The organism is Bradyrhizobium vignae (assembly GCF_004114425.1).
Taxonomy (GTDB): Bacteria; Pseudomonadota; Alphaproteobacteria; order Rhizobiales; family Xanthobacteraceae; genus Bradyrhizobium; species Bradyrhizobium vignae.
In genome coordinates, this window is record NZ_RDQF01000010.1 from 57,677 (window position 1) to 83,370 (window position 25,694).

At 64.5% G+C, this 25,694-nt stretch carries 26 protein-coding genes and 1 pseudogene; 16 read left to right on the forward strand and 11 right to left on the reverse strand.

Annotated features, from left to right (window positions below):
- Positions 1 to 80: 80 nt before the first annotated feature.
- Together EAV90_RS11230 and EAV90_RS11235 are read left to right on the forward strand one after the other, a co-directional pair.
- The gene (locus EAV90_RS11230; protein WP_129143421.1) at positions 81 to 1,379 is read left to right on the forward strand and encodes a dicarboxylate/amino acid:cation symporter; all 1,299 of its coding nucleotides are present in this window, start codon (positions 81 to 83) and stop codon (positions 1,377 to 1,379) included.
- A 9-nt stretch (positions 1,380 to 1,388) separates the two neighbouring features.
- Positions 1,389 to 2,318, forward strand: a complete 930-nt coding sequence (locus EAV90_RS11235) for an amino acid ABC transporter substrate-binding protein (RefSeq protein WP_129143422.1) — start codon at positions 1,389 to 1,391, stop codon at positions 2,316 to 2,318.
- 96 nt (positions 2,319 to 2,414) lie between these two features.
- Here EAV90_RS11235 and EAV90_RS11240 read toward each other — a convergent pair whose 3' ends face one another.
- Positions 2,415 to 3,218: an ATP-grasp domain-containing protein gene (locus tag EAV90_RS11240; RefSeq protein WP_129143423.1), complete on the reverse strand. Its 804-nt coding sequence runs from the start codon at positions 3,216 to 3,218 to the stop codon at positions 2,415 to 2,417.
- A 372-nt stretch (positions 3,219 to 3,590) separates the two neighbouring features.
- On the opposite strand from EAV90_RS11240, the gene EAV90_RS11245 reads away from it, so the two are divergent.
- The 3 genes from EAV90_RS11245 to EAV90_RS11255 all read left to right on the forward strand — a co-directional run bounded on the left by EAV90_RS11245 (position 3,591) and on the right by EAV90_RS11255 (position 6,716).
- Positions 3,591 to 4,364 (forward strand): ferredoxin--NADP reductase, encoded by a 774-nt coding sequence (locus tag EAV90_RS11245; protein ID WP_129143424.1) that lies wholly within the window; start codon positions 3,591 to 3,593, stop codon positions 4,362 to 4,364.
- A 301-nt stretch (positions 4,365 to 4,665) separates the two neighbouring features.
- Positions 4,666 to 6,363 carry an FMN-binding glutamate synthase family protein gene (locus EAV90_RS11250; protein ID WP_208738484.1) on the forward strand — a complete coding sequence of 566 codons (1,698 nt, stop codon included), beginning with the start codon at positions 4,666 to 4,668 and terminating at the stop codon, positions 6,361 to 6,363.
- Positions 6,364 to 6,464: 101 nt separating this feature from the next.
- Positions 6,465 to 6,716: a PilZ domain-containing protein gene (locus tag EAV90_RS11255; protein WP_122400634.1), complete on the forward strand. Its 252-nt coding sequence runs from the start codon at positions 6,465 to 6,467 to the stop codon at positions 6,714 to 6,716.
- Positions 6,717 to 6,743: 27 nt separating this feature from the next.
- Here the strand turns inward: EAV90_RS11255 and EAV90_RS11260 are convergent, their stop codons facing one another.
- Positions 6,744 to 8,027: a hemolysin family protein gene (locus tag EAV90_RS11260; RefSeq protein ID WP_129143425.1), complete on the reverse strand. Its 1,284-nt coding sequence runs from the start codon at positions 8,025 to 8,027 to the stop codon at positions 6,744 to 6,746.
- 31 nt (positions 8,028 to 8,058) lie between these two features.
- Between EAV90_RS11260 and EAV90_RS40465 the strand changes: the two genes are divergently transcribed.
- Positions 8,059 to 8,613, forward strand: a complete 555-nt coding sequence (locus EAV90_RS40465) for a hypothetical protein (protein WP_245509494.1) — start codon at positions 8,059 to 8,061, stop codon at positions 8,611 to 8,613.
- A gap of 83 nt (positions 8,614 to 8,696) precedes the next feature.
- Entirely contained in the window at positions 8,697 to 9,428 is a 732-nt protein-coding gene (locus EAV90_RS11270) for a sulfite exporter TauE/SafE family protein (protein WP_129143426.1), read from the forward strand.
- Between the two features lie 8 nt (positions 9,429 to 9,436).
- Here EAV90_RS11270 and EAV90_RS11275 read toward each other — a convergent pair whose 3' ends face one another.
- The 3 genes from EAV90_RS11275 to EAV90_RS11285 all read right to left on the reverse strand — a co-directional run bounded on the left by EAV90_RS11275 (position 9,437) and on the right by EAV90_RS11285 (position 13,021).
- Positions 9,437 to 11,368 (reverse strand): carbohydrate porin, encoded by a 1,932-nt coding sequence (locus tag EAV90_RS11275; protein ID WP_245509493.1) that lies wholly within the window; start codon positions 11,366 to 11,368, stop codon positions 9,437 to 9,439.
- 442 nt (positions 11,369 to 11,810) lie between these two features.
- Positions 11,811 to 12,074: a hypothetical protein gene (locus EAV90_RS11280; protein WP_162500090.1), complete on the reverse strand. Its 264-nt coding sequence runs from the start codon at positions 12,072 to 12,074 to the stop codon at positions 11,811 to 11,813.
- 140 nt (positions 12,075 to 12,214) lie between these two features.
- Positions 12,215 to 13,021, reverse strand: a complete 807-nt coding sequence (locus EAV90_RS11285) for a creatininase family protein (protein WP_129143428.1) — start codon at positions 13,019 to 13,021, stop codon at positions 12,215 to 12,217.
- Positions 13,022 to 13,159: 138 nt separating this feature from the next.
- Here EAV90_RS11285 and EAV90_RS11290 point away from each other — a divergent pair, with 138 nt between their 5' ends.
- The 7 genes from EAV90_RS11290 to EAV90_RS11320 all read left to right on the forward strand — a co-directional run bounded on the left by EAV90_RS11290 (position 13,160) and on the right by EAV90_RS11320 (position 19,542).
- Positions 13,160 to 14,182 (forward strand): ABC transporter substrate-binding protein, encoded by a 1,023-nt coding sequence (locus tag EAV90_RS11290; RefSeq protein WP_122400639.1) that lies wholly within the window; start codon positions 13,160 to 13,162, stop codon positions 14,180 to 14,182.
- A gap of 209 nt (positions 14,183 to 14,391) precedes the next feature.
- Positions 14,392 to 15,207, forward strand: coding sequence for an ABC transporter ATP-binding protein (locus tag EAV90_RS11295; RefSeq protein WP_129143429.1), 816 nt, complete (start codon positions 14,392 to 14,394; stop codon positions 15,205 to 15,207).
- Positions 15,204 to 16,022, forward strand: a complete 819-nt coding sequence (locus EAV90_RS11300; protein WP_129143430.1) for an ABC transporter permease — start codon at positions 15,204 to 15,206, stop codon at positions 16,020 to 16,022. The genes EAV90_RS11295 and EAV90_RS11300 overlap by 4 nt, the downstream gene beginning before the upstream one ends.
- Positions 16,022 to 17,011 (forward strand): 2-hydroxyacid dehydrogenase, encoded by a 990-nt coding sequence (locus EAV90_RS11305; protein ID WP_122400642.1) that lies wholly within the window; start codon positions 16,022 to 16,024, stop codon positions 17,009 to 17,011. Before EAV90_RS11300 ends, EAV90_RS11305 begins: the two co-directional genes overlap by 1 nt.
- Positions 17,011 to 17,703 carry an AprI/Inh family metalloprotease inhibitor gene (locus EAV90_RS11310; RefSeq protein ID WP_122400643.1) on the forward strand — a complete coding sequence of 231 codons (693 nt, stop codon included), beginning with the start codon at positions 17,011 to 17,013 and terminating at the stop codon, positions 17,701 to 17,703. Before EAV90_RS11305 ends, EAV90_RS11310 begins: the two co-directional genes overlap by 1 nt.
- Positions 17,704 to 17,828: 125 nt before the next feature.
- Positions 17,829 to 18,230, forward strand: coding sequence for a YciI family protein (locus tag EAV90_RS11315; RefSeq protein ID WP_122400644.1), 402 nt, complete (start codon positions 17,829 to 17,831; stop codon positions 18,228 to 18,230).
- Between the two features lie 31 nt (positions 18,231 to 18,261).
- Positions 18,262 to 19,542, forward strand: coding sequence for an RNA polymerase sigma factor (locus EAV90_RS11320; RefSeq protein ID WP_164936879.1), 1,281 nt, complete (start codon positions 18,262 to 18,264; stop codon positions 19,540 to 19,542).
- On the opposite strand, the gene EAV90_RS11325 is transcribed toward EAV90_RS11320, so the two are convergent.
- Complete coding sequence (locus EAV90_RS11325; protein WP_122400646.1) at positions 19,539 to 20,933, reverse strand: peptidoglycan-binding protein; 1,395 nt, start codon at positions 20,931 to 20,933, stop codon at positions 19,539 to 19,541. The two genes, EAV90_RS11320 and EAV90_RS11325, sit on opposite strands and share 4 nt — an antisense overlap.
- A gap of 247 nt (positions 20,934 to 21,180) precedes the next feature.
- On the opposite strand from EAV90_RS11325, the gene EAV90_RS11330 reads away from it, so the two are divergent.
- Positions 21,181 to 21,555: a hypothetical protein gene (locus EAV90_RS11330; RefSeq protein ID WP_122400647.1), complete on the forward strand. Its 375-nt coding sequence runs from the start codon at positions 21,181 to 21,183 to the stop codon at positions 21,553 to 21,555.
- Between the two features lie 61 nt (positions 21,556 to 21,616).
- On the opposite strand, the gene EAV90_RS11335 is transcribed toward EAV90_RS11330, so the two are convergent.
- The 4 genes and pseudogenes from EAV90_RS11335 to EAV90_RS11350 all read right to left on the reverse strand — a co-directional run bounded on the left by EAV90_RS11335 (position 21,617) and on the right by EAV90_RS11350 (position 24,002).
- Positions 21,617 to 21,841, reverse strand: a complete 225-nt coding sequence (locus tag EAV90_RS11335; RefSeq protein WP_122400648.1) for a DUF4926 domain-containing protein — start codon at positions 21,839 to 21,841, stop codon at positions 21,617 to 21,619.
- A gap of 112 nt (positions 21,842 to 21,953) precedes the next feature.
- Positions 21,954 to 22,667: a RadC family protein gene (radC, locus tag EAV90_RS11340; protein ID WP_122400649.1), complete on the reverse strand. Its 714-nt coding sequence runs from the start codon at positions 22,665 to 22,667 to the stop codon at positions 21,954 to 21,956.
- A 59-nt stretch (positions 22,668 to 22,726) separates the two neighbouring features.
- Positions 22,727 to 22,870: pseudogene (locus tag EAV90_RS41960) on the reverse strand (hypothetical protein); the annotation flags it as partial.
- 211 nt (positions 22,871 to 23,081) lie between these two features.
- Positions 23,082 to 24,002 (reverse strand): DMT family transporter, encoded by a 921-nt coding sequence (locus EAV90_RS11350; RefSeq protein WP_129143432.1) that lies wholly within the window; start codon positions 24,000 to 24,002, stop codon positions 23,082 to 23,084.
- Positions 24,003 to 24,133: 131 nt separating this feature from the next.
- Between EAV90_RS11350 and EAV90_RS11355 the strand changes: the two genes are divergently transcribed.
- Positions 24,134 to 24,784 (forward strand): bifunctional transcriptional activator/DNA repair enzyme AdaA, encoded by a 651-nt coding sequence (locus EAV90_RS11355; RefSeq protein ID WP_129143433.1) that lies wholly within the window; start codon positions 24,134 to 24,136, stop codon positions 24,782 to 24,784.
- On the opposite strand, the gene map is transcribed toward EAV90_RS11355, so the two are convergent.
- On the reverse strand, positions 24,741 to 25,562 hold the full coding sequence (gene map / locus EAV90_RS11360) for a type I methionyl aminopeptidase (RefSeq protein WP_122400653.1): 822 nt from the start codon (positions 25,560 to 25,562) through the stop codon (positions 24,741 to 24,743). The genes EAV90_RS11355 and map overlap by 44 nt on opposite strands.
- Positions 25,563 to 25,694: the final 132 nt, after the last annotated feature.

Consider the following 25,694-nt stretch of genomic DNA (forward strand, 5'->3'; position numbering starts at 1 on the left):
AACGCGGTCGCACGCAAAGCGTGTTGCGTCGCTCGGATATCTGCGACATCATGAAGCGTCGGCGTATGTGGGGGTAAGCGATGTCCAACAGGTTCACGCAATACATTCTGGCGGCGATGGTGCTCGGCATCATCATGGGTTCGGCGATCTACAATTTCCTGCCCGACACGCGCGCCGACTGGGCGTCCTCCATCAACCTGATCGCCATGATGTTCCTGCGCCTGATCAAGATGATCATCGCGCCCCTGGTGTTCGCGACCCTGGTCGGCGGCATCGCCCATATGGGCTCGGGCTCCAAGCTCGGCCGCATCTTCGCCAAGACCATGGGCTGGTTCATCAGCGCGTCTTTCGTCTCGCTGCTGCTCGGCCTGATCATGGTCAATCTGCTGCAGCCCGGCGCCAACTTCCCCGGCACGCTGCCGCAGGCGGGTCAATCGACCGGCCTGCCGGTCTCGGCCTTCTCGATCGAGAAATTCCTCACCCATCTGATCCCGACCTCGATCGCGGACGCGATGGCGCAGAACGAGATCCTGCAGATCGTGATCTTCGCCGTGTTCTTCTCGGTGGCGATGGGCTCCATGCCCGAACGTTCAAAGCCGATCCTGGCGATGATCGACGACGTCGGCCACATCATGCTGAAGGTGACAGCCTACGTCATGCTGTTCGCCCCGCTCGCAGTGTGGGCCGCGATCACCGCAACAGTGGCCAAGAACGGCCTCCTGGTGCTCTGGAAGCTCGTCGTGTTCATGGGCGGCTTCTATCTCTCGCTGGCGATCCTGTGGACCATCCTGGTCATCGTCGGCTTCATCGTCATCGGTCCGCGCTACAGCCATCTCTTGAAGCTGGTTCGTGAGCCGTTGATGATCGCGTTCTCGACCGCGAGCTCCGAGGCAGCCTATCCGAAGACGCTCGAGGCGCTCAACCGCTTCGGCGCCTCGTCGCGAATCTCGAGCTTCGTGCTGCCGCTCGGCTATTCCTTCAATCTCGACGGCACGATGATGTACTGCACTTTCGCGGCCGTCTTCATCGCGCAGAGCTATCACATCGACATGCCGCTCGGCACCCAGCTCGCGATGCTGGCGACGCTGATGATCACCTCGAAGGGCGTCGCCGGCGTGCCGCGCGCCTCCCTCGTGGTGATCGCCTCGACCCTGGCGCAGTTCAACATCCCCGAGGCGGGCCTCTTGATGATCATGGGCATCGACACCTTCCTCGACATGGGTCGGAGCGCCACCAACGTGATCGGCAACACGCTGGCGACCTCGGTCGTGGCGAAGTGGGAAGGCGAGCTTGGGCCCGAGCATGCGATGGGGCCGGACGACGCCGTGCCCGACGACATGGTGCCGGGCGAAGTGCCTGCCATGGCCGGCCATGGTTAGGGGTGAACCATGGGCCAGGCACTGGCGAGGTCAGTGATCGGCGGCATCCTGTGGCTCGCGGCAGCATTGCTGCTCGCGACTGCGGCGTCCGCCCAGACCGGCAGCGAAGGGCTGAGCCCCACGCTGTCGGCCATCAAGACAGCGCACGCCGTGCGGCTCGGCTATCGCGAGAGCTCACCGCCGTTCTCCTTCCTCGATCAGTCCGGCCGTCCGATCGGCTATAGCCTCGAGCTCTGCGAGGCCATTGTCGAGGAGATCGGCGTCGAGGTCGACGATCCCAATCTCAGAATCGAGTACGTCAAGGTCACCTCGGACGACCGGATCGACGCCGTGCTCCAGAACAAGATCGACCTCGAATGCGGCTCGACCACCGCCAATGCCGAGCGCGGCAAGCGCGTCGCCTTCTCGCCGCTGATGTTCGTCGCCGGCACCAAGCTGATGGTGCCGAAGGGAGCGGCTGTTTCCGGTGTCGCAGATTTGAAGGGCAGGACCGTGGTGGTGACCAAGGGCACGACCAACGAGCAGGCGATGCACGCCGTCGACAAGAAGCTCTCGCTCGGCCTCAACATCGTCACCGCGCCGGATCACGAGCAGTCGTTCCGGATGGTAGCCGACGGCAAGGCGGATGCGTTCGCGACCGACGACATCCTGCTCTACGGCCTGATCGCCCGCCACAAGGCACAGGAATATTTTCGCGTGGTCGGGGACTATCTGTCCTACGACCCCTACGGCATCATGTTCAGGAAAGGCGAGCCGCAACTTTCCGCCGTGGTCGAGCGCGCCTTCCGCAAGCTCGGCTCCAACCGTGACCTCGTCCCGCTCTACAACAAATGGTTCACCGCGAGGCTCCCCACGGGCGAACGCCTGAACGTGCCGATCTCGCTGCAACTGGAAGAGGCCTTCAAGGCCATGGACGATTCGCCCAGCGGCAATAATTAGGGGGATGTTGTTGTAACGCTCGCGCGGTGATCTCGGTTCACCCCTCCCCCTCGTCGGCCCACGAGGGGAGAAGGGATTGCAGCGTGCACGTGGCGCTCAGCGGCTTCCCCCAAACACCCGATCAAGCGCCGCGTCATACGTCGCCTGCACCAGCTCCGGATGCAGTTTGCCCAGCGCCTCCATCATCACGCCGGAATTGATCTCGAGCACTTTCCATTTGCCGTCGGCATGGACCACGTCGATCGACGCGAAAGCAATACCGATGGCGCGCGCGGCATCGCTCGCGAGCTTCACGCAAGCCGCGCGAAGCTCGCCGTCCGCGAGCAGCACCGGCTTTGCGCCGGCATCGAGATTGTGCCGCCAATCCGAGCCACGCTGCTTGCTGTAGACGACTTGGGGAACATCATCGAGCAGCACCACGCGGACCTCCTCCTCGATGGCGATATAGGGCGAGATCACGAGCCCTGTGCTCATCGAAAAGACCTCGCTGGCGGCGTGGTCCAGCTCCGCCTCCGTCGTCACCTTGAACACCGAGCGCCCCGATGTCCCCTCGTTCGGCTTCACCACCACGCCGTGCGGATGGTTCTGAAGCAGCCCAACCATTGCCTCTCGCCAGGCGGCACCAACGACATCCTTGCCCAGCCTCGGGTTGAGGAAGAGTCGATGGGGAATGCAGGGCACGTCCGCCAGCGCCAGCGCCTCCGCGGTGGCCGATTTGTCGTTGGCGAGGCGGTGCGCGATGGCGCTGTTGAGGCCGATGTCGTAGCCGAAGGCGAAGTGGCGCTTCGGTCCCCGCCGCATCGCGATCAGCCAGCCGCCGGAGCGGACATCGACTGCAATGCCGCGGTCCGCACAATAGCGCCTGATCGCCTGAACGAAGATTCGCTCGCCGCTTGCCATGGTCCTTCGTCGCTCCTGTCGCCAAAAGCCGCAAAAATGCGGGAAGCGGCGCCAATCGGGATGAAAATCAGAGCTATTCTTAATGAAATTCTCGCGAGCGCGACGGAAATTAAGTGCTCCGACTACGCATCAGGGAGGAAAGAAATTGCCCTCCGCGCCTGTCCGGCAGCAGATTCATTGATGATGTGGCCAGTTCTGCCGCAAATGCCGGTTTGATCGGCATCAATTGCATCCGAAACGAGGTTGATTATTGGTCTCAATGGCGTAGATCACACACGCGAAATCCTCCGCCATGGCAATGGTGACCGCCCGTTTTCAGGGCCGGGCAACGCTTTTGCCCTAAAACCGCAGTTATTCGGAATATCGAAAATCATGAGCGCGTTTTACCGAGAGAAGGTTCTTTCCGTCCACCACTGGACCGACACGCTGTTCAGCTTCCGGGCCACGCGCGATACCGGCTTCCGGTTCCAGAACGGCCAGTTCGCCATGATCGGCCTGGAGATCGACGGCCGCCCGCTGCTGCGCGCCTACAGCATGGCGAGCGCCAATCACGAGGAACAGCTCGAGTTCTTCTCGATCAAGGTGCAGGACGGCCCGCTCACCTCGCGCCTGCAGAAGATCAAGGAAGGCGACACCATCCTGGTCGGCCGCAAGGCGACCGGCACGCTGATCACCGACAATTTGCTTCCCGGCAAGCGGCTGATGCTGCTCTCGACCGGCACGGGCCTCGCGCCCTTCGCCAGCCTGATCAAGGACCCCGAGGTCTACGACCAGTTCGAATCGATCGTGCTGGTGCATGGCTGCCGCCAGGTCTCCGAGCTCGCCTATGGCGAGAAGCTCGTCGCGACCTTGCGCGAGGATGAGCTGTTCGGCGAGCTGCTCGCGGACAAGCTCGTCTACTACCCGACAGTGACCCGCGAGCCGTTCAGGAACCGCGGCCGCATCACCGACCTCATCAACTCCGAGCAGATCTTCAACGATATCGGCCAAGGCCCGCTCGACATCGCAACCGACCGCATCATGATGTGCGGCAGCCCGGCGATGCTCGAAGAGCTGAAGGCGATGTTCGAGAGCCGCGATTTCGTCGAAGGAAGCGGCAACAAGCCCGGCCATTTCGTGATCGAGAAGGCCTTCGTCGAGCGGTAAGCGCCACGCCTCGTGCCCCGGACGCAGCGTCTTTCAGCGCTGCGCTGCAGAGCCGGGGCCATCTCGCGCATCGTATGGTGTTGTATTCTGGATCCCGGGTCTGCGCTTACGCTTCCCCGGGACACCGCCTGGCTTGCGGCCGCTTGCAGGCTAACCCAGCCCCGTCCCTCTGCTGCACCGCAAAACCCGTCCATCGGGCTGATTGATTTGTCTCGGCCGAATTCGCTAGCCTGAAACAGGGGCCGCGTCATATCCGTATGACAGGCAAAGGCGTATCGTACCGCCTCATGCTGGCGAGAGGATGGGAATCGTGGCCGACGACAACAAGACGCAGGAAGCTCCGAAACGTCTGCCGCTGGCGGAAGAGGGGATCCTGGAAACCCTACTGCTGCCCTTCTCGCCGCGCTTCATCGTGCTGACGATCTGCGCGGTGGTCACCGCGCTCTTGATCGGCATCGGCATCGTCGACCGCAAGATCTTCGACATTCTGCTGGTCCCGATCCTGATCTTCGGCGGGCTGACGCTGCTCGGCATCCGCGATCTCTTGCAGAAGAGCCACGCGGTGCTGCGCAACTACCCGATCTCCGCGCACATCCGCTTCCTGCTCGAAGAAATCCGGCCCGAGATGCGGCAGTACTTCTTCGAGAGCGAGAAGGACGGCATGCCGTTCTCGCGCGACACCCGCGCGGTGGTCTATCAGCGCGCCAAGATGGAGCTCGACAAGCGTCCGTTCGGCACCCAGGAGGACGTCTATCGCGAGGGTTACGAGTGGATGCATCACTCGGTCTCGCCGAAGCCGCATGCCAAGGAAAAATTCCGTGTCGTGATCGGTGGGCCGGATTGCGCAAAGCCCTATTCGGCCTCGGTGTTCAACATCTCGGCGATGAGCTTCGGCGCGCTCAGCCCGAATGCGGTGCGGGCCCTGAACGCCGGCGCCAAGAAGGGCGGCTTCGCGCACGACACCGGCGAGGGCGGCGTCAGCCCGTATCACCGTGAGATGGGCGGCGACATCATCTGGGAGATCGGCTCAGGCTATTTCGGCTGCCGTCACCTCGACGGCTCCTTCGACCCCGAGGCGTTCGCGCGCGTCGCCAGCGACGACCAGATCAAGATGGTCGAGCTCAAGATCAGCCAGGGCGCCAAGCCCGGCCATGGCGGCGTGCTGCCGGCGGCCAAGGTCTCGGAGGAGATCTCGAAAATCCGCGGCGTGGCGATGGGCGAGGACTGCATCTCGCCGGCCTCGCACCGGGTCTTCTCCACGCCTATCGGCATGATGCAGTTCATCGCGGAGATGCGCCGCCTCTCCGGCGGCAAGCCGGCCGGCTTCAAGCTGTGCATCGGCCATCCCTGGGAATTCCTGGCGATCTGCAAGGCGATGATCGAGACCGGGATCTATCCCGACTTCATCGTCGTCGACGGCAATGAGGGCGGCACCGGCGCCGCTCCGCTGGAGTTCATGGATCATCTGGGCATGCCGATGCGCGAGGGCGTCAATTTCGTCCACAACGCGCTGGTCGGCATCAATGCGCGCGACCGCATCAAGATCGGCGCCTCCGGCAAGATCGCCACCGCGTTCGACATGGCGCGCGCGATGGCGATCGGTGCCGATTGGTGCAATTCGGCGCGCGGATTCATGTTCTCGCTCGGCTGCATCCAGTCGCTGAGCTGCCACACCGACCGCTGCCCCACCGGGGTGGCGACGCAGGACCCGACGCGGGCGCGCGCGCTCTACGTGCCGCTCAAGATCGACCGCGTGCACAATTATCACCATGCGACCCTGCAATCGCTGACCGAGCTGATCGCCGCGGCCGGCCTCGAACACCCGCAGCAGTTGCGGCCGATCCATTTCAGCCAACGGACGTCGACGACCCAGGTGAAGTCCTTCGCCCAGCTGTATCCCGCGCTGCGCCCGGGCGAGCTGCTCGAGGGTACGGAAGATCCGCGCTTCCACGACGGTTGGCTGATGGCGCGTGCCGAGACGTTCCAGCCCGCGCTGTGAGCGCAGCTCCGCCGCATGATTCCGCCGGCTATCCCCGTGCAAATTTACCCGGCGCGAGGAGATCTTAACGTTTGTGTCAGCTTTGCGTGTAAATTGGGGGCATGAACGAGCGACGCAACGATGGCAGGCAACGCGTGCTGAAGGCCGCAACGATCGAATTCGGCGGCGGCGCGATCGATTGCACCGTCCGTAACTTTTCGAGCGGGGGCGCTGCGCTTGACGTGACGAGCCCCGTCGGTATCCCCGAGCAGTTCACCCTGTTCGTCCAGTCCGACGGACGACATCTGCCCTGCACCGTAATCTGGCGCAAGGAAAAGCGGATCGGCGTGAGCTTCGGGCGAGGGTCGAGTTAGCCGGAGCGAGTTTGCCCACGCCGCCGCCTACTCGGCGCGCCGGCTCGCCAGGATCTTGTCGATCCTCCGTCCATCCAGATCGACCACCTCGATGTGCCAGGCGCCGAAGTCGAAGGCGTCGCCGACATTGGGCAGCGCATTGAACTGTTGCAGCACGAGGCCTGCGACCGTGTTGTAGCGGTGCGGCGGCAATTCGACGCCGAGCAGCTCGCCGAATTCGTCGACCGGCATCCAGCCGGAGATCAGCAGTGAGCCGTCGGCGCGCCTGATGAAGGCCGGCTCGGGCGGTCCTTCCTCGGAATGGAAGGCGCCGACGATCGACTCGAGGATGTCGGCGGCCGTCACCATGCCTTCGAAGGCGCCGTATTCGTCATAGACGAAACCGACGTGAACCGGAGCCGCTTTCAGGATGGTCAGCACGTCGCGCGCATCCGCCGACACCGGGATGCCGGGCGCCTCGCGCACGAGCCCGCGCAGGTCCGGGTTACGTTCGTTCATATAGGCAACCAGCAGGTCCTTGGCCTGGAGCACGCCGATCGGCCTGTCGCGGTCGCCGTCGGAGACGGGGAAGCGCGAATGCGGGCTCTTGGCGATGATCTCGCGGATGGCGGCCGGATCGTCGTTCAGGTCGATCTCGTCGACCTCCGTACGCGGCGTCATGACCGCGCCGACCGGCCGGTCGCCGAGCCGCATCACGCCGGCGATCATCTCCTTCTCGCCGGGCTCGAGCACGCCCGCGCTCTCGGCCTCGCTGACGAGATGATGGATCTCGTCCTCCGAGACCTTCTCCTCGGCCTTGCCGCCGCGGCCGAGCAGCGTGAGGATCAGCTTGCCGGAGACGTCGAGCAGAAAGACGAGCGGCAGCGATATCTTCGCCAGCACGTGCATGGCGGGCGCGACCCGGACTGCGATGCTTTCGGGGTCGCGCAGCGCGACCTGCTTCGGCACCAGCTCGCCGACGATCAAGGTGGCGTAGGTGATCAGCGTGACCACGATGCCGACCCCGACGATGTCGGCAAGCCCTGAGGAGAGGCCGAGCTCGAGCAGCCATTGCGTCAGCCGCTGCCCGAGTGTCGCGCCCGAGAACGCGCCGGAGAGCACGCCGACCAGCGTGATGCCGATCTGCACTGTCGACAGGAACTTGCCGGGATCAGCCGCCAGCGTCAGCGCCCGCTCGGCGCCGCGTACGCCCTTGGCCGCGAGCAGCGACAGCCGCGCCGGACGCGACGACACCACCGCCAGTTCGGACATGGAGAGCAGGCCGTTGATGACGATCAGGACGACGACGATGACGAGTTCCAGCGAGAGCATTGACATTCCGGAGGTAAGTAAGAGTGGCCGGATGGCGGCGCACGCCATTGATATAGGTATTCGGTGGGGAGGTGCCGGCAATTCTGCGCATCCGGCCCTCGGGGAACCCGCGCGGGGGCGTTTTCACCGTCCTTCACGATCACGCCGCCCGCTCACCGCGGCCGAACTCTCGCTGATGGATCGCATGCAGGGGCGCGTGGAGGCCGGCCGCAAGCGCATCGAGGCCGGCATCGACCAGCTCGGAAATCCGCCCCGGATCGCGACCGCTATGAAGGCGGCAACCGAATCCTATTTCGGTAAGGCCGCGGCTGCCGTGGACAAGGAGATTCCCGCAGCCCGAAGCGACGGCAAGTACGGCACCAACGCCGACGAATTGGCGACCGTGATCGTGCCGGCGATCCAGATTTTCTATGGCGTGCGCGACGCTGCGCGGCACGAGCCAGACCGGATCGGCCTCCCCCAACGTGCTCGCGTCGGCCAGATCGCTGTCCGGCGAGAGCACGCGTCTCAAGAGCGAGGTCGGAAAATTCCTGGACGCGATCCGGGCGGCGTAGAGTCCGTTGTGAGCGGAGGCGATTTCATCTAGGCTCGCAGCCCCGGGGATGTCGCAGCCTCCCCGTGAAGTGGTGATCCCACGCAAGCGCTGCTCGCTGATTCATGGAGCGAGCAATGGACGGGATCGCCACCGAGCTTCCGCTTTTCCTGCTTGCCACCTTCGCCGGCGCCTTCGTTGCCGGCCTTTCCGGCTTCGCCTTCGGTCTCATCGCGGCTTCGCTATGGCTCTACGTGCTGACGCCGCTTCAGAGCGCCAGCCTGATCGTCGGCTTCGGTCTTCTCGTCCAGGGCTATTCGGTCTGGAAGCTGCGCGCTGCGCTCGACTGGCGCCGGCTCTGGCCTTTCATCGCCGGTGCAGTCATCGGCGTGCCGGCCGGGGTGTCGCTTCTGACCTGGGCTGATCCGAAGAGTGTCCGCATCGCGGTTGGCGCAATTCTGATCGCCTATAGTCTCTATGCATTCTTCCGGCCGCAGCTCAAGCTCGTGGGCACCGTGACGCCGGCCGCCGACATCGCGGTCGGCTTCGTCAACGGCCTGCTTGGCGGGCTGACAGGTCTTGCCGGCATCGTCGTCACCGTCTGGTGCAATCTGCGCGGTCTGCCCAAGGACGTGCAGCGTGCCACATTCCAGCCGGTCGCAGTCGTGGTGTTCGTCATGGCGGCGCTCTGGCTGGGCGCCAAGGGGGCGCTCTCACTCGACACGGCGAAGCTGTTTGCGCTCGGCCTGCCGTTCCTGTTCGCCGGAACGTGGAGTGGGCTGAAGCTGTTCGGCCGGATCGACGAGACCACGTTCCGCAAAATCGTGCTGGCGCTGCTGTTCGTCTCGGGCGCCGCGGTGCTGTTCTGAGCCGCCGCTCAGAACTCCCCGTGGAGCCGTCCTGAAAACACCGATACCGGGCCGCGGTCCGCGTTATAGGCGGGATTGACGATGAGCTGGTAGTCGGCGGTGAAGGTCAGCGCCTTGTTCAGCGCGTAGGCGTAGTAGGCCTCCAGCACGCGTTCGCGGCGATAGTTGAGGCGGCCGTCGCCGATCAGCGGCCCGAGACCGCCGGCGGCGATGAAGTCGCGATGGTCCTGCGACAGCGCATTGATGGCGCCGGCGATGCCGACGACGTCGTCGGGCCGGCCCCATTTGATGCCTTTGACCGAGACGCCGCCGGATAGGCTGCTATCGATGTCGGTGAAGGTCATGATCTCGTTGCGGCCGTCATTCCAGCTCCAGCGGCCGAACACGCCGATGTCGTCGGTGATGGCCTGTTCGAGGTTGAACGCGTATCCATATTTGATACGGCCGCGGCGAGTCTGGCTGATATCCACGCCGAACGCGGGATTGTCCAGCGTCTCGCGATAGCTGCCGGCGAAAGCGCTGTTGACGAAACCTAGCGTGCGCAGCTTGCCCGGCTGGCCGAACAGCGAATAGCGCGTCTCCAGCTCCATCACATATTCGCCGCGCCGGCCAACGTTCATGTCGAAATTGTTGGAGTTCGACTCCGCGCCGATCAGGAAATAGCCCGCGCGCAACGCCCATTGCTTCTGGTTCAATTCGGCCGTGGCGCCATAGCCGAGGCCGAGCTTGTCGGCGGCATAGTCGAACGCGCCGGAGGCCCAGATCGACCAGTTCATGAAATCCTTGCGCGGATCATGCGCGTAGGAATTGCCGTCGAACACGTCCACCACGGAGAACTTGCCGACCTGCAAGGTCAGGCGCGAGACGTCGACCTTGCCGGCAAGCTGCAGCTGGCCGCTCGCCAGCTCCTCCTGCTCGCCGCCGAAGCCGAAGGTCTGGCGCACGAACAGCCGGGAGGCGTTGAAATGCGGATAGGGGAAGCCGGACTTCTGCGCTTCACCATTGGGGAAGCCGGCGGCACCCGTCGTGTTGTTGAAGCCGAAGCCCTGCAGCAGCTCGGGATTGAAATAGACTTCGCCACCGTCCCACAGCCGTGCATTCAGATAGAGCGAGTTGCTCCAGGTCTGCTGAAAATCCGGCGACGGGATCAGGCTGTTCGGACCGGTATAGGGTGCGCGGAACGCGGGATAGCCCTGTCCCAGCGCGGTCGACTGGCCGTGAATCTCCCAGCGATTCGACTCCGTATCGGTGATATCCGACTTTGGATTGTAGGTCGGCACGCCCGGCCAGTCGATCTTGCGATTGAGGCCGACCCGCAGGCTGTGAAAATCCATCGACGACGAATATTGCGCGCCGGAGGGGAAGGCGACGCCCACGTTCTCGAACTTGCTGTAGAGATATTCGAGCCGCGCGCTCCAATGCGGCGCGAAGGCGTATTCGACGCCGCCACCCGCGGTCCAGCCGAACCGCGTGTGCAGCACTTTTTCTTCGACGCCGCCGGTCGGCGTCGAAAGAAAACGCTCGCCGGCGAAGGCCGCGCCGCCGGTGGCGTAGAACAGCCAATTGCCATTGGCGTAGCCGAGCCGCGCGCGCAGGCTCGCGACATAGTCCCAGCGTTCCTCCGCACCCGACAGCGCAGTCGCCGCCGATGACACGACGTGGTTGGAGGGCAGATAGTTCGGAAACGAGATGTCTCCTTCGACGCCGAGCAGCAGGCCCGAATTGAAACGCCAATTGTAGCCGGCCTGGACGCCGCCGGTCGCGCCGGTGAACACATTGTTGTCGGTCGCAAGCGTGGGATCGGTCAGCGTTGCCGAGGACGTGCCGCGGGTGACGCCGACATGCGCGCCGATATAGAGGCCGGTCCAGTCATAGACCGCTTTCAGCGGCGGCGCCTTCAGCGGCAGATCGGCCGCGCGGCTGACGGCGGGAAAAACCATCACGCCCGAGGCGATTGCCGCGGCTGTCCGCAAATACCTGTAACGGTGACCTCTCAACGTCAAAACGCACGCCCCCAAAACGCGAATGTCGTCCACCCGCCGCGATATCCCTGCCGATTCGCGGCGGCCCTGTCATCAGGCCCGGTGCTTTCGCGCGTCGGCCGAGATGATCCGGTTTCGACGCGCTTTCTTCCAAAGTCCCTCAAAGTCCCTGCATGTGCAGCGAACCTTATTGCAATTAATTCGCAATAGCAATTAGCGCGGATTGCCGCAGGTGATGGTTCGCACCCTTGTGTGACGGGGCTGCAACAAATTCCCCAGCGCAAAAAGGGATGACCCGCCCGGGGGGACAGCCGGGCGGGTCGGGGGCACGACACGGGGTGGATGAGGCGCCCGTGTCGGACGCGGGATCCACGTGTGAGATCGGCCTCAGGTACTCGAATCAGTAGCAGGTACGAACGCGGCCGACGTACTGGCCGAAGGCGTTGTACTGGGCGACCCAGCCGCAGCGGTGATAGCCGTAATAATAGGGGTCGTTGCTGGCAGCGATCGCGGAGCCGACGACGGCGGCGGTGGCGATGCCGGCGCCGACACCCCAAACCCAGCCGGGCTGCTTGGCTTCGGCCGAGGAGGTGGTGGACACGATGCTGCCGGTCACAGCGAGGGCAGCGAGAGCTGCCGCGGCAATCTTGGTCTTGATCGACATGTAAAACTCCATCCGGGGTTGAGGCGGTCCGTTGTGGCCCGCGTGCTCAGTTGGACGGAGGCTCTTCGCGTTCGGTTCGAAGAGCGGAGATTTGGCCGCCGAGAACAGATCTTTCCTGAATGAATCCAGGAGGATGTCCGCTAACCGAGAGGGCCCCTGGCGAGCCTGTTCACGTCGAAGTTATCGACCTCACGCAGCAGCTCGCAAAAGGCGCGCGCGCCCTGATCGAGCAGCTGCTCGCCCTTCTCAGGCAGGGCCAGCGTCGCATTGCCGACGGCGCCGCTGGGGTTGAGATCCTGCGCCTGCCAGGCGAATGGCGCCGGCCGCTGCGTCGACAGCCAGCGATACTGCTGCTCCATCGCGATGCTGCTCGCGGGAAAATCCGCGATCGCATTCATGCGCACTTGATCCGGATAGCGCGCCAGCATGATCGAGGTCTCGACCGCGCCGCCGTGAATGCCGTGGCGCACTTCATCGGCCGGGAACAATTTCTCCGCCGCAGAGAGCCGCGACCACGAGGTCGTCACCACGAACAGCTTGTGATGCGCGCGCAGATCCTGCGCGACCAGCATCATCGCCGCGCTGTTGCCGCCATGGCTGGTGATGAGGACGAGCTTCTTCACGCCGCGGCGTGCAACCTCCTCGCCGATCCCGGTCCATTTCTTCAGCGCAATTTCAGTCGGCAGCGTCTGCGTGCCCGGATAGTCGATATGCTCGGTGGAAATTCCGATTGGCTCGACGGGGAGGAAACTGGCTGGAACGCTTTCGGGCAGCAGTTCGCGCACACGCGCCAGATAAGCGTCCGCGATCAGCACGTCAGTCGTAAGAGGCAGATGCGGGCCATGCTGCTCGGTCGCCGCCAGCGGCAGCACCGCGATCCAGCGCGACACCTCCGCTGGGCCGGCATGAGCCCAGTCGATGTCGATCCAGTCACGGGGCGGCGTCATCGAGGTTTCCTTGCCCGAATTTGTCACGTAATTTGGGGTATGAGGGGACGCGGGCCTGGCCGGCTCGCGTCCCCTGATGTCATGCGGTTTTATCGCGTTGCGTTCACATCGGCCAGCCACGATCGACGGAGTGCCATCATGACCCCCTTTCATCTGCGGCGAGCGTTAATTGCGGGCTTGTTGGCCGCTCTCGCCTCCTTTGCACCCGCGCTGGCCGAGACGCTCGACAAGGTCACCTTCGGCACCAATTGGGTCGCGGAGGCCGAGCATGGCGGCTTCTTCCAGGCGGTCGCCGACGGCACCTACAAGAAGTATGGGCTCGACGTCACCATCGTCCCCGGTGGTCCCAACGAGAACAACCGGATGCTGCTGATCGCGGGCAAGATCGACTTCTTCATGGCCGCGAACACGCTGATGTCGTTCGATGCGGTCGCCAGCAACGTTCCCGTCGTCACCATCGCCGCGATTTTCCAGAAGGATCCGCAGGTGATGCTGACCCATCCGGACGCGAAGATCGGCAAGATCGAGGATCTCAAGCCGCTGACGCTGTTCGTCTCCAAGGAGGGCATGACCAGCTACTTCCAATGGCTGAAGTCCGAATACGGCTTCAGCGAGAAGAACGTGCGTCCCTATAATTTCAATCCGCAGCCCTTCATCGCCAATCCCAAGAGCGCGATGCAGGGTTACGTCACCTCCGAGCCGTTTGCCGTGGAAAAGGCCGCCGGCTTCAAGCCCAACGTGCTGCTGCTCGCCGATCACGGCTTCAACACCTATTCGACGCTGATCGAGACCCGCCGCGAGATCGTCGAGAAGAAGCCCGACCTGGTCCAGCGCTTCGTCGATGCCTCCATGATCGGCTGGTACAATTACATCTACCGCGACAATTCCGCCGGCAATGCCCTGATCAAGCAGCTCAACCCGGAAATGACCGACGATCTTTTGGCCTATTCCGTGGCCAAGATGAAGGAGCACGGCATCGTCGATTCCGGGGATTCCCTGAAGAACGGCATCGGCGCCATGAGCGACGAGCGCTATGCCTCCTTCTTCAACAAGATGGTCAAGGCCGGCGTCGTGAAGGCGGATCTCGACTTCCGCAAATCCTACACGCTGCGCTTCGTCAACAAGGGCGTCGGCGTCGAGCTCCGCCCGAACAAGCCGTAGCGCATGCCGAGATCAAACCGAGGCGTAGCCGCATCGTTCACCTCTCCCGAAGGGAGAGGTCGCATCGCATCGCTAGATGCGATGCGGGTGAGCGGTTACGCTCGCGCGTGGGAACGGCGCCCCCTCACCCGCGCCTTCGGCGCGACCTCTCCCCGTTGGGGAGAGGTGAGAGAGGCGGCGCGACCGAGCTCCACAACAGCCGACGATCGATGGTAGAGAGCAGAACTTCGCCCGCCGTCGAGGCCAGCCTGACCGCGCTCGCCGTCAGCCTGCGTGGCGTGACGAAGGTCTACGACAACGGCGTCATGGCGCTTGGCCCGTTCGACCTCGCTGTCCGCAAGGGCGAGTTCATCTCGCTGCTGGGGCCGTCCGGCTGCGGCAAGTCGACGGTGTTGCGGCTGATCGCCGAGCTCAGCGCGCCGTCATCAGGTACGGTGCGGCTGGCCCGGCACGAGGGCGAGGTGTTGCCGGGTCACGGCATTGGCTTCGTATTCCAGGAGCCGACCCTGATGCCCTGGACCAACGTGCGTGAGAACGTGCGGCTGCCCTTGAAGCTCGCAGGCGTGCCGAAGGCGGAGGGGCGCGCGCGTGCCGACGCGGCGCTGGCCAGCGTCGGCCTCGCCGATTTCGCCGGCGCGTTTCCGCGCGAACTATCCGGCGGCATGAAGATGCGGGTGTCGCTGGCGCGCGCACTCGTCACCGATCCCGATATCCTCTTGATGGACGAGCCGTTCGCGGCGCTCGACGAGATCACGCGATTCCGTCTCAACAATGATCTGCTCGCGCTGTGGCGGTCCTTGCGAAAGACCGTCGTCTTCGTCACCCATTCGGTGTTCGAATCCGTCTATCTGTCGCAGCGCGTCGTCGTCATGACCGCGCGGCCGGGCCGCATCCAGGCCGACATCCGCATCGAGACGGTCGAGCCGCGCGGCGAGGAGTTTCGCACCTCGGCCGCCTATTCCGATTATTGCCGCAGGGTGTCGGCCGCGCTGGCGCCGTCCTATTCGGGACAGTCGACGCTATGAGCGCGCAAGCTCCCGTGCCCCCGAGATCGTCCGCCTTGCAAAGCGCGATGCGCTTCGTGCTTCCCGTCATCGTGTTCGCAGCCGGCCTCCTCGCCTGGGAACTCGTGGTCCGCATCAAGGAGATCCCGCCTTACGTGCTGCCGGCGCCCTCCATCATCGTCCTGACGCTGATCAAGGACTGGGCGGTGCTGTCACAATCGCTCGCCACCACGCTTCTGACCACGCTCGAAGGTTTCGTCGCCGCCAGCATCGGCGGCATCGCGCTGGCGCTCGTGTTCAACCAGTCGAAATGGCTGGAATATTCGCTGTTCCCCTATGCCGTCGTGCTCCAGGTGACGCCGGTCATCGCGATCGCGCCGCTGCTGCTGATCTATCTGGAGCAGCAGACCGCGGTCGTCGTCTGCGCCTTCATCGTCGCCTTCTTCCCGGTGCTGTCGAACACCACGCTGGGCTTGAATTCGGTCGACCGCAACCTCGCCGGGCTGTTCCAGCTCTACGGCGCCTCGCCACAGCAAGCGCTGCGCTATCTCAAGCTGCCGGCGGCGCTGCCCTACATCCTCGGCGGCTTGCGCATCGCGGGCGGCCTGTCGCTGATCGGTGCGGTCGTGGCCGAGATCGCGGCCGGAACGGCCGGCGCCGGCTCCGGGCTCGCCTACAGGATCGCCGAGTCAGGCTACCGCTTGAACATACCCCGCATGTTCGCCGCGCTGCTTTTGTTGTCGCTGGCCGGGATTGTCATCTATGGGGTGCTGGCGCTAGTTTCGCACCTCGTTTTACGGCGCTGGCATGAGAGCGCGCTTGGAAAGGAAAACTGATGGCTGCCGGTTCGATTTCGTCCGAAAAGATCGATCTTTTGATTTATGGACCGGTGCGGCCGATCCTCGAGAATGGCTTTTCCGATCATTTCGTCGTGCACAAGGCGGAGACGCGCGGCGACCTCGAGCGGCTGACGCCGGCGGTCCGCGACAAGATCCGCGGCGTCGCCGTGACCTATCACACCGTGCGTGCCGACAGGGATTCGCTGTCGCAGCTGCCGAAGCTGGAGATGGTGGCGAGCTTTGGCGTCGGTTACGACCACATCGACGCCAAATACGCGGCCGAGAACAACATCGTCGTCACCAACACGCCCGACGTGCTGACCGAGGAGGTCGCCGACGTCGCGATGGGCCTTCTCATCGCCACCTTGCGCGAGTTCATCAAGGCTGATCGCTATGTGCGCTCCGGGCTGTGGCAGACGCAGAACTATCCGCTCAGCGTCGGCTCGCTGCGCGACCGCAAGGTCGGCATCGTCGGCATGGGCCGGATCGGGCAGGCCATCGCGCGCCGGCTCGACGCCTCGCTGGTGCCGGTGGTCTACCACTCGCGCAATCCGTCCAAGGACGTCTCCTACGAGCACTACCCCGATCTTATCGAGATGGCGCAGGCGGTCGACACCCTGATGGTGATCGTGCCGGGCGGCGCCTCCACCAACAAGATGATCGATGCCGAGGTGCTCAAGGCGCTCGGCCCGCGCGGCGTGCTGATCAACGTCGCGCGCGGCTCCGTGGTCGACGAGCCGGCGCTGATCCAGGCGCTGAAGTCGGGCACCATCCTCGCCGCCGGCCTCGACGTGTTCGCGGCCGAGCCGAACGTGCCGGACGAGCTCAAGACCATGCAGAACGTCGTGCTGCTGCCGCATATCGGCTCGGCCTCGGTGGTGACCCGCAACGCCATGGACCAGCTCGTCGTCGACAATCTCAAGTCCTGGTTCGCCGGCAAGGCGCCGTTGACGCCGGTTGCCGAAACGCCGTTCAAGGGGCGCTGATGAGAAGTCTTCGGGCCGTCGCATTCGCCGTCGCGACCAGCTTGGCCGCGATCGGCATCGCGCATGCGCAGGATGCGACGACCCTGAAGAAGCAGATGCCCGGGCAGTGGGAGCTCTCGACCACCGAGCGCAGCAAGACCTGCGTCGTCACGCTCAAAGGTGACGCCGCAGGCCAGGGATTCAAGCTGGAACTGGAGCCGGCCTGCAAGACGGCGCTGCCCTTCACCAAGGACATCGTCGCCTGGAGCGTGAAGGGCCTCGACATCGTTCGCTTGCAGGGTGCGACCGGTGAAGCCGTGATCGACTTCACCGAGGTCGAGGCCGGCATCTTCGAGGGCCTGCGCCAGGGTGAGGGCGTCTACATCCTGCAGGACCTCGCCGCCGCGCGTTCGATGGCCAAATCGATGGACCAGATGATCGGCGACTGGTCGATGGTGCGCGGCAACGGCCAGCCGGTCTGCGGGTTGACGCTGACCAACACCGAAGCGGGCCCGGACAATTTCCAGGTCTTCCTCAAGCCGAAATGCGATCCCGCCATCGCGCAGTTTAATCCGACGCAATGGCGGCTCGAGCGCGGCCAGATCATCCTGATGTCGAAAGCAGGCGAAGCCTGGCAGTTCGAGGCCGACGACAACGCGCAGTGGCGGCGCGTCCCCGACACCGCCGATCCCCTGATCATGCTGCGTCAATAGGCGCCTTTCGGTTCTTGCAATTTTTCCTGCGCCCATGTCGATCCGGCACCAGCTGGATCGTCATCCCAATAGCGAGCTGATCGCGCGGCCGAACCGGCCGTGTCTCGCCCTATCAGGAGTTTTGCATGCGCTTCATGTACATCGTCACCTCCAGCCAGCCGATGAAAGGTCCGACCCCCGCGCTGATGGAGGCCATGCAGAAGATTTCCGAGCGGGAAATCAAGGCGGGCCGGATGATCGACAATGGCGGCCTGATGCCACTTGCGACCGGCGCACGGGTGCGGATCGTCGACGGGGAACTGAGCGTCGTCGACGGTCCCTTCATCGAGGCCAAAGAAGTGGTCGGCGGCTATGCCATCTTCGAGCTGCGCGACAAGGCGGAAGCGCTGGCCATGGCCAAGGAGTTCATGCAGCTGCACCTCGACCACATGCCGGGCTGGGATGGCACCTGCGAGTTGCGGGCCTTCGCCACGCCGGGCGTCGACGGCGCCTGCGAGGTGAATGCGAAGGCGGCTGCGCACGCCTGATGGACGGCACCGCGCGCAACGGTCGGCGGCGATGACGGTCGCCGACACCGATCAAGCCATCCGTGCCACGATTCACGCAACCTGGCGCATCGTGCAGCCGCGGCTCATCGCGACGCTGTCGCGGATGCTGCGCGACGTGCCGCTTGCGGAAGAGTTGACCCAGGACGCGCTCGTTGCGGCGCTCGAGGCCTGGCCGAGCCTCGGCATTCCCGACAATCCCGGCGCATGGCTCATGACCACCGCGAAGCGCCGCGCGCTCGATGTCTTGCGCCGCGGCAGGATGCTGTTGGACAAGCACGACATGCTGGCGCGCGACCTGTTGCAGGAGCAGGAGATCGTGCCCGATTTTGGTGCCGCGCTCGACGATGATATCGGCGATGAATTGCTTCGGCTGGTCTTCACCGCCTGTCATCCCATCCTGTCGCGCGAAGCTCGCGCGGCGCTGGCACTGCGCATGATCTGCGGCCTCACCACCTCGGAGATCGCACGCGCCTATCTCGTGCCGGAAGCCACCATCTCCCAGCGCATCGTACGCGCCAAGCGGACGCTGTCGAATTCCGGCCTCGCCTATGAGACGCCGAGTGGTGAGGCTCTGTCGGAGCGCCTGGCCTCGGTGCTGGAGGTCGTCTACCTCATCTTCAACGAGGGCTATCTCGCGGCGCGCGGCGAGGAATGGCTGCGGCCGCAGCTCTGCGACGAAGCGCTGCGCATGGGCCGCGTGCTTGCAGGCCTGGCGCCGAACGAGCCTGAGGTTCACGGCCTCGTTGCGCTGATGGATTTGAATGCCGCGCGGACACGCGCGCGCACCGACGCGAATGGGGATCCCATTCTGCTGATGGACCAGGATCGCGCGCTCTGGGATTGGGTGCAGATCCGCCGCGGCCTCCGCTCGCTCGAATGTGCCGCCGAGCTCGGTGGCTCCGGAGGATTTTACGCGCTTCAGGCTGCAATTGCGGCGTGTCACGTCAGAGCGGCGACTGCCGTCGAGACCGATTGGCATCGCATCGCGCAGCTCTACGCCGAATTGGCGCAGCTGGTGCGCTCGCCGGTCATCGAGCTCAATCGCGCGGTCGCGGTCGGCATGGCCTGGGGACCGCAAGCCGGGCTCGACGTGCTGGACGCCGTCGCCGGCGCGCCAGCGCTGGCGACCTATCATCATCTGCCGGCGGTTCGTGGCGATTTTCTGCAAAAGCTCGGGCGGCTCGCGGAGGCGCGACAGGCGTTTGAAGCCGCCGCGCATCTTGCGACGAACGGGCGCGAACGCGCGCTGATGCAGCGTCGCGCCGCGGCACTCGACGCTCAGAATATCTAGGTCGTCACCTTCGGCGGCGGTGCGGTGCCTTGCGCCCATTTCTCCATCTTGCCGAGCACGCCCCAGACGGTGAGCGCGAGCGAGATCGGCATCGCGAACTGGCCAAGGCCGGGCACGGCCGACACGATCGTTCCGAGCAGACCGGCAAGACCGCCCGCATCGGGGCTCGCCGTCACCGAGGAGAGCAGCGCGGTGAGCAGCGAGCCGCCGATCCCGAGCGCGGTCTTCTTGCCGTCGAGCAGCTTGCCGATGGTCTCGCCGAGTGCGCCGTTGACCTGGCCGAGCATGGGCTTGCCGCCGCCGTTGTTGAGCAGGGTGCCGAGCAGGTCGACGACCTGCTTCAGCTGATCGACCGGGGCGGGACTGGTCGGGCTCACTGGTCCTGGCACGGGCGCCGTCTTGTTGATGAGGGCGAAAAGCCGCTCGAACAGGCTGACCGGGTCGTTGGTGGCAGGCAAAGTGTTGCCCGGCACAGTCGCTGGCAGCGTCACACCGCCGGCCGACGGTCGCAGCACTTGCGCGAGGTCCTCCAGCCGCTTCAGGATTTGCGACAGATCGCCGTTCTGCGCGGCGGGGCCCGGCTGCTGCATCGCGCGCGTGATCGCGGCGACGGTGGCGGCATCGAGCAGCCCGGTATCCCTCAGGCCGTGCTGCTGCTGAAACTGCGAGACGGCGGTCCTGGTCTTCGGTCCGCTGATGCCGTCCTCGGCGAGCGGCGGATTGGCGCCGAGCTTGTTGAGCGCCTGCTGCATGAGGATGACCGTCGAGGCCACATCGTCCTCCGGCTCGGTGCGGCCGGCGAATTGCGGGACGCTGTCGAGCGTGATCGAGGAATCCTGTGACATCATCGCATGCAGGATCACCGCGGTGCCGAGCTGGGAATCGACGTGACTGGAATCGAACACGTGGTCGCGGACGAATTTTCCGGCCCTTGCCTCTGGCGGGCCGTACAGCGTCGAGCCGCCGTAGAGATAGGGCGAATTGACGCCCTTGGCGTGATAGCCGAAGCCGTTGAACGCCTCGAGCCGGAACAGCATCCGCGCGATGCTCCAGTCCTGCGCGCCGATGAAGTTCTCGATCCTGAACGCGTCCACGGCACCGTCCACGAAGGTGGCGAATGGACCGCGCCCTTTCGGAACGATGGTGGTCACACGATGCAGCGACTCGCCGTTGCCGAGATACGTGTCGAAATCGAAGTTGGACTCGCGGTAGTGACAGAGCGCGGTGAAGTACCAGGGAACGCCCGTCAATCGCTCGATCTGCTGATAGGTCGCCTTGCCGTTGAGGGCCTTGCGGGCGACGGCATTCGCTTCGGTGAGGCGTCCCGCTCGGATTTCGAGACCGGCCCAATTCCGCTCATATTCGCTTTTCAAGCTCTCGAATGAGATCATTTTCCGCTCCCGCAAATTGACTGAATTATCGAGTCTCCGTGCAAGCCACAGTGAACCGGCTGGCGTGATCGACGCGTGACTGCAGCGTGATCTCTGGAAAATCTGGCAGTCCGCCGGTCCGGCGCATGTGAAATGGCTTACAGCGTTGACATGAAATCATTGGTAGAATCCTGCAACGCACCGCTCAAGGAACCGGCGCGGCCGTCGATCCATTAACAAGGCGAGACGGTCCGGCAAGGAGTCCTGCATGCCCAAGCGCGTCCTGGCGATCGGAATCGAACCCGGCAATGCCGACTACAGCGCATTTCCGCAGCTGACGCCGGAGCTCGTGCGCGACTACATCGAGGCGCAGCTCCTGCGCCTGCGCGATCTCGGCTTCGAGGTCACGAGCTGCCTGATCGATCTCGATGCGACGGCCGAAGCCGGAGTCACGGCGGCCTTGCGCGACGAGCGCTTCGATTGCATCGTGATCGGCGCCGGCCTGCGCGAGCCGAGGGAGCGCCTGCTGCTGTTCGAGAGGGTGCTGAACCTCGTCCATCGCCTGGCGCCTGACGCCGCGATCTGCTTCAACACCACGCCTGCCGACACCGCGGAGGCGGTGCAGCGGTGGGTCGAGCCGTGAAAGCCGGCAATTGTCAGCGGTATTGGTGCCGAGCGGTCATCGGATGCACGTCGGCATTGGATCAGTTGACTGCGCGCGCATGGACGATCTCGCGCGCCCCGACCGGGCGCACGTCAGACGCGTCGAGAGTCACAACGGCAACCGTGTCCCCCGACAGGGTCGTGAATTCGACTTCGAAGGCTTCGCCTTCTTGATGCACCAGGACGACGGTGCCCACGTCACCGGCGGTTAGCCGTTCCGAAGGCACATCCCGCTTCAATACGACAAGGTCCAATTCATTAATCATCAGTACTAATCCTCCTCGGTACCAAGGTCACGTGGCATGTCTGTTTCTCAAACGTGTCCCAAGGATGCTATTCGTGGCCGGTGTATTCCGTGACGGACGTTGGATCTCGCGCCTAGATCAGCCGCATCCCGCGCAGGCTGGCATGCCCGCTCCTGCCGACGATGATGTGATCGTGCACGGCGATCCCCAGCGGCTTGGCGATGTCGATGATCGCTTTCGTCATCTGGATGTCGGCCTGTGACGGCGAGGGATCGCCGGAGGGGTGGTTGTGCACCAGGATCAGCGCGGTCGCCGACAGCTCGAGCGCGCGCTTGATCACCTCGCGCGGATAGACCGGGGTGTGGTCGACGGTGCCGGTCTGCTGCACCTCGTCGGCGATCAGCTGGTTGCGCTTGTCGAGGAAGAGCAGGCGAAACTGCTCCTTGTCGGCAAACGCCATGCTGGTCCGGCAATAGTCGATCACCTCGTTCCAGGACGACAGCGCGTTGCGGCCGTTGACCCCGCCCTTGGCGACGCGATGCGCCGCCGCAGCGATCAGCTTGAGCTGGTTGATCGCGGACTCGCCGACGCCGTCGACCTCGCGTAAGCGCGCCACCGGCGCATGCACGACCTCGGCGAACGAGCCGAACGTCTTGATCAGCGTCTTCGCCAGCGGCTTGGTGTCGCGCCGCGGCAGCGCCGGAAACAGCGCCATCTCCAGCAGCTCGTAGTCGCTGAGTGCATCCGCGCCTGCGCTATAGAAGCGCTCGCGCAGCCGCTCGCGATGGCCGAGATAGTGCGGCGCGTCCTCAGGCTTGCTCTTGTCGTGGTCGGATCTGGCTGGCATGGGCCGCCAGCATTGCCTTGTCGAGAAAAATTTTCAATCGAGAATTGTAGTCCTCTCGTGACTGCCGCATGGGCTTGGGCGTGGCGCAGAACGCGCGCGGTCCAGGGATGGATGGTTACGGGGACACCGATCGCCGAGCGGTTGATGCGTCCGAGGTCGCTATCTGCGTCGTGGAAGCTCATCAGGTGTTGAATCAGCGACACCGCCTCAATTGATGTGTTGCTCGCGCCTACGTTCTCAGGGGCTCAGGATTGCCCTGGGTGGGACCGTTGCGCGTGCGATGACTGGCGGCACCACATTGGTGCATTGAGACTGCCTCGGGGATTGAGGTCGGCACCTTGGCTGGCGCAAGCGAGCTCCAGATCAAGCGCATTCTGGTCGACGGAATTTCTCAAACGACAATTGCAAGTCCCCTCATCGCTTCCGCATGGGGCCGGTTACCGCCATGACGCCGATGACGATAAACGTCATGCCGGCCAGCATCGACCACGTGAAGCTCTCGCCAAGGAGCGTGGTCCCAAGCGCCACGGCGAAGCCGGCGCGCAGGTAGCTACCGCTCGTCGTTCCGAGCGGACCAAGCGTATGGATCAGGCGGAAATAGATCACCATGGCGAGTGCGGTGCAGACGCTCGCCAGGCCGAGCACTGCCATGATCGCCTGCATCGTCGGCGCCAGTGTCCAGGGCCGATCGAGCACGGCGGCGATGGGCAGCATCAGGGCCGCGGCGCAGCTCATCGCGCCGGCGGCCGTGACGATCGCGGGAAGATACGCGAACCGCTGCCCCCAGATCGGTGCCAGCGCGTAGCAGAAGCTCGCCGCCAGGACGGCGGCCTGCGCCAGCGGCGCGGTGGTGCCGAACCCCGAGCGCGCATCAACTCGCATGGTGAGGGCGACGCCGGCCAGGCCCAGCGCAACGCCGATGATCTTGCGGCCGCTGATCGCCTCTCGCCCGCGTCCGGTCGACAGCGCGATCGCTAGCACGAACATCGGCGGGGTCGCATTGAGCACGCCGGCGAGACCGCTCGTGATATGCGTTTCGCCCCAGCTGATCAGGGTGAAAGGCAGCGCGCTTTGCAGCAGCCCTTGCACGACGAAAGCCGCCCACACCGGCCCTTCGCGCGGCAGGGCATGCCCCTGCGCGAGGGCGACCAGGATCAGGAGAACGGCCGCGATCGTCACCCGCGCCGCGACCATCGTGAAGGGCGGGATCGTCGGAAGCGCGACCTTGATGAGCGTGAATGAGCTGCCCCAGATCAGGGAGAGAAGCAGCAGGAGTCCGATCTCGAACGCGAGACGGGTTTGTCTTGGTGTCGTCTGTTGTGCCTGTGTGCTCATGCGATCTGCTCCGGAATCCATCGAGACCATGAACAGGAGCGGCGCTGCAGGCTGGCTGGATTCGGACCTCATCGCCCGGTCGAGTCCGATTTCAGCTACCCGGAAGGGCGGCTTGAAACTATGATTTGGCCATGACGACAGGCTCGGCGCATCGGCAGACGCTGCCGCCGCATCTCGACTGGGAAACCTGCGATCGGGCGCGCCTTGCGCGTGCGCGCGCTTTCGACGGCCTGTTCTTCTCCGGCGTTCGCTCGACGGGCATCTATTGCCGGCCGGTCTGTCCGGTGCGTCCGGCCCGCTCTGAGAACGTCACCTTCTATGCGACCGCGGCGGCCGCCGAGCGAGCCGGCTTTCGCCCGTGCCTGCGCTGCCGGCCGGAAACCGCGCCGGGCTCGCCGGCCTGGATGGGGACGGCGACCACCGTCGCGCGCGGGATGCGCCTGATCAATGACGGCTTTCTCGATCGCGCGACCATGACCGAGCTTGCGGAAACCCTGGGCGTGGGGCCGCGTCACCTGCTCCGCCTGTTCATGCGTCATGCCGGCGCAAGCCCGAGTGAGATCGCCGCCACGCGCCGCGTACAGGAAGCCAAGCGGCTTATCGACCAGACCGAGATGACATTGGTAGAGATTGCGTTTGCGGCCGGCTTCGGCAGCGTTCGCAGGTTCAACGACGCTTTTGCCGCGACTTACAAGAGGACGCCTTCGTCATTCCGCCGCCGGCGCCAGGACAACGCGATCAGGCGCCGATCTGCTTCTCGCCGTGCCGTTCCGACAGTGTGAAGATCTCCACGCCCGTCGCGGTGACGCCGACGGAGTGCTCGAACTGCGCCGACAGTGAGCGGTCGCGGGTGACCGCGGTCCAGCCGTCGGAGAGGATTTTGACGTGCGGCTTGCCGAGATTGATCATCGGCTCGATGGTGAAGAACATGCCGGGCTTGAGCTGCACGCCCTCGCCGGGCCGGCCGATGTGGATGATGTTGGGCTCGTCGTGGAACATGCGCCCGAGGCCATGGCCGCAGAAATCGCGCACCACGCTCATGCCCTGCGGCTCGACGAAGCTCTGAATGGCGTGGCCGATGTCGCCGGTGGTGGCGCCGGGCTTCACCGCGGCGATGCCGCGCATCATCGCCTCATAAGTGACTTCGATCAGCCGCTCGGCCTTGCGGGCGATCGGGCCCACCGCATACATCCGGCTGGAATCGCCATACCAGCCGTCGACGATGAAGGTGACGTCGATGTTGACGATGTCGCCCTCCTTCAGCGGACGGTCGCCCGGCATGCCGTGGCAGACCACGTGGTTGAGCGAGGTGCAGGTCGAATATCGATAGCCGCGATACATCAGCGTCGCCGGATAGGCGCCATGGCTGAAGGCGAAATCGCGGACGAATTCGTCGATCTTCGAGGTCGGCACGCCGGGGGCGACGATGTCGGTGAGCTCGTCGAGGCATTTCGCCACCAGCGCCCCCGCCTTGCGCATGCCGGCAAAGGCATTCGGCCCATGCAGCTTGATCTGTCCGGTCTTGCGCAGGGAGGTATCGGTGGCTTCGACGTAGCTCATGCGTGTCAAATCTTCTCGGGGCTGATCTCGATATCGGCGGAAAGGCTTGATTTCACGCTCTAATTTAATGATTGGCAGCCTTCATGCAAGCCGAGGCAGAGCGTTTTCGAGCGAAGTGGCTACCGGTTCGCG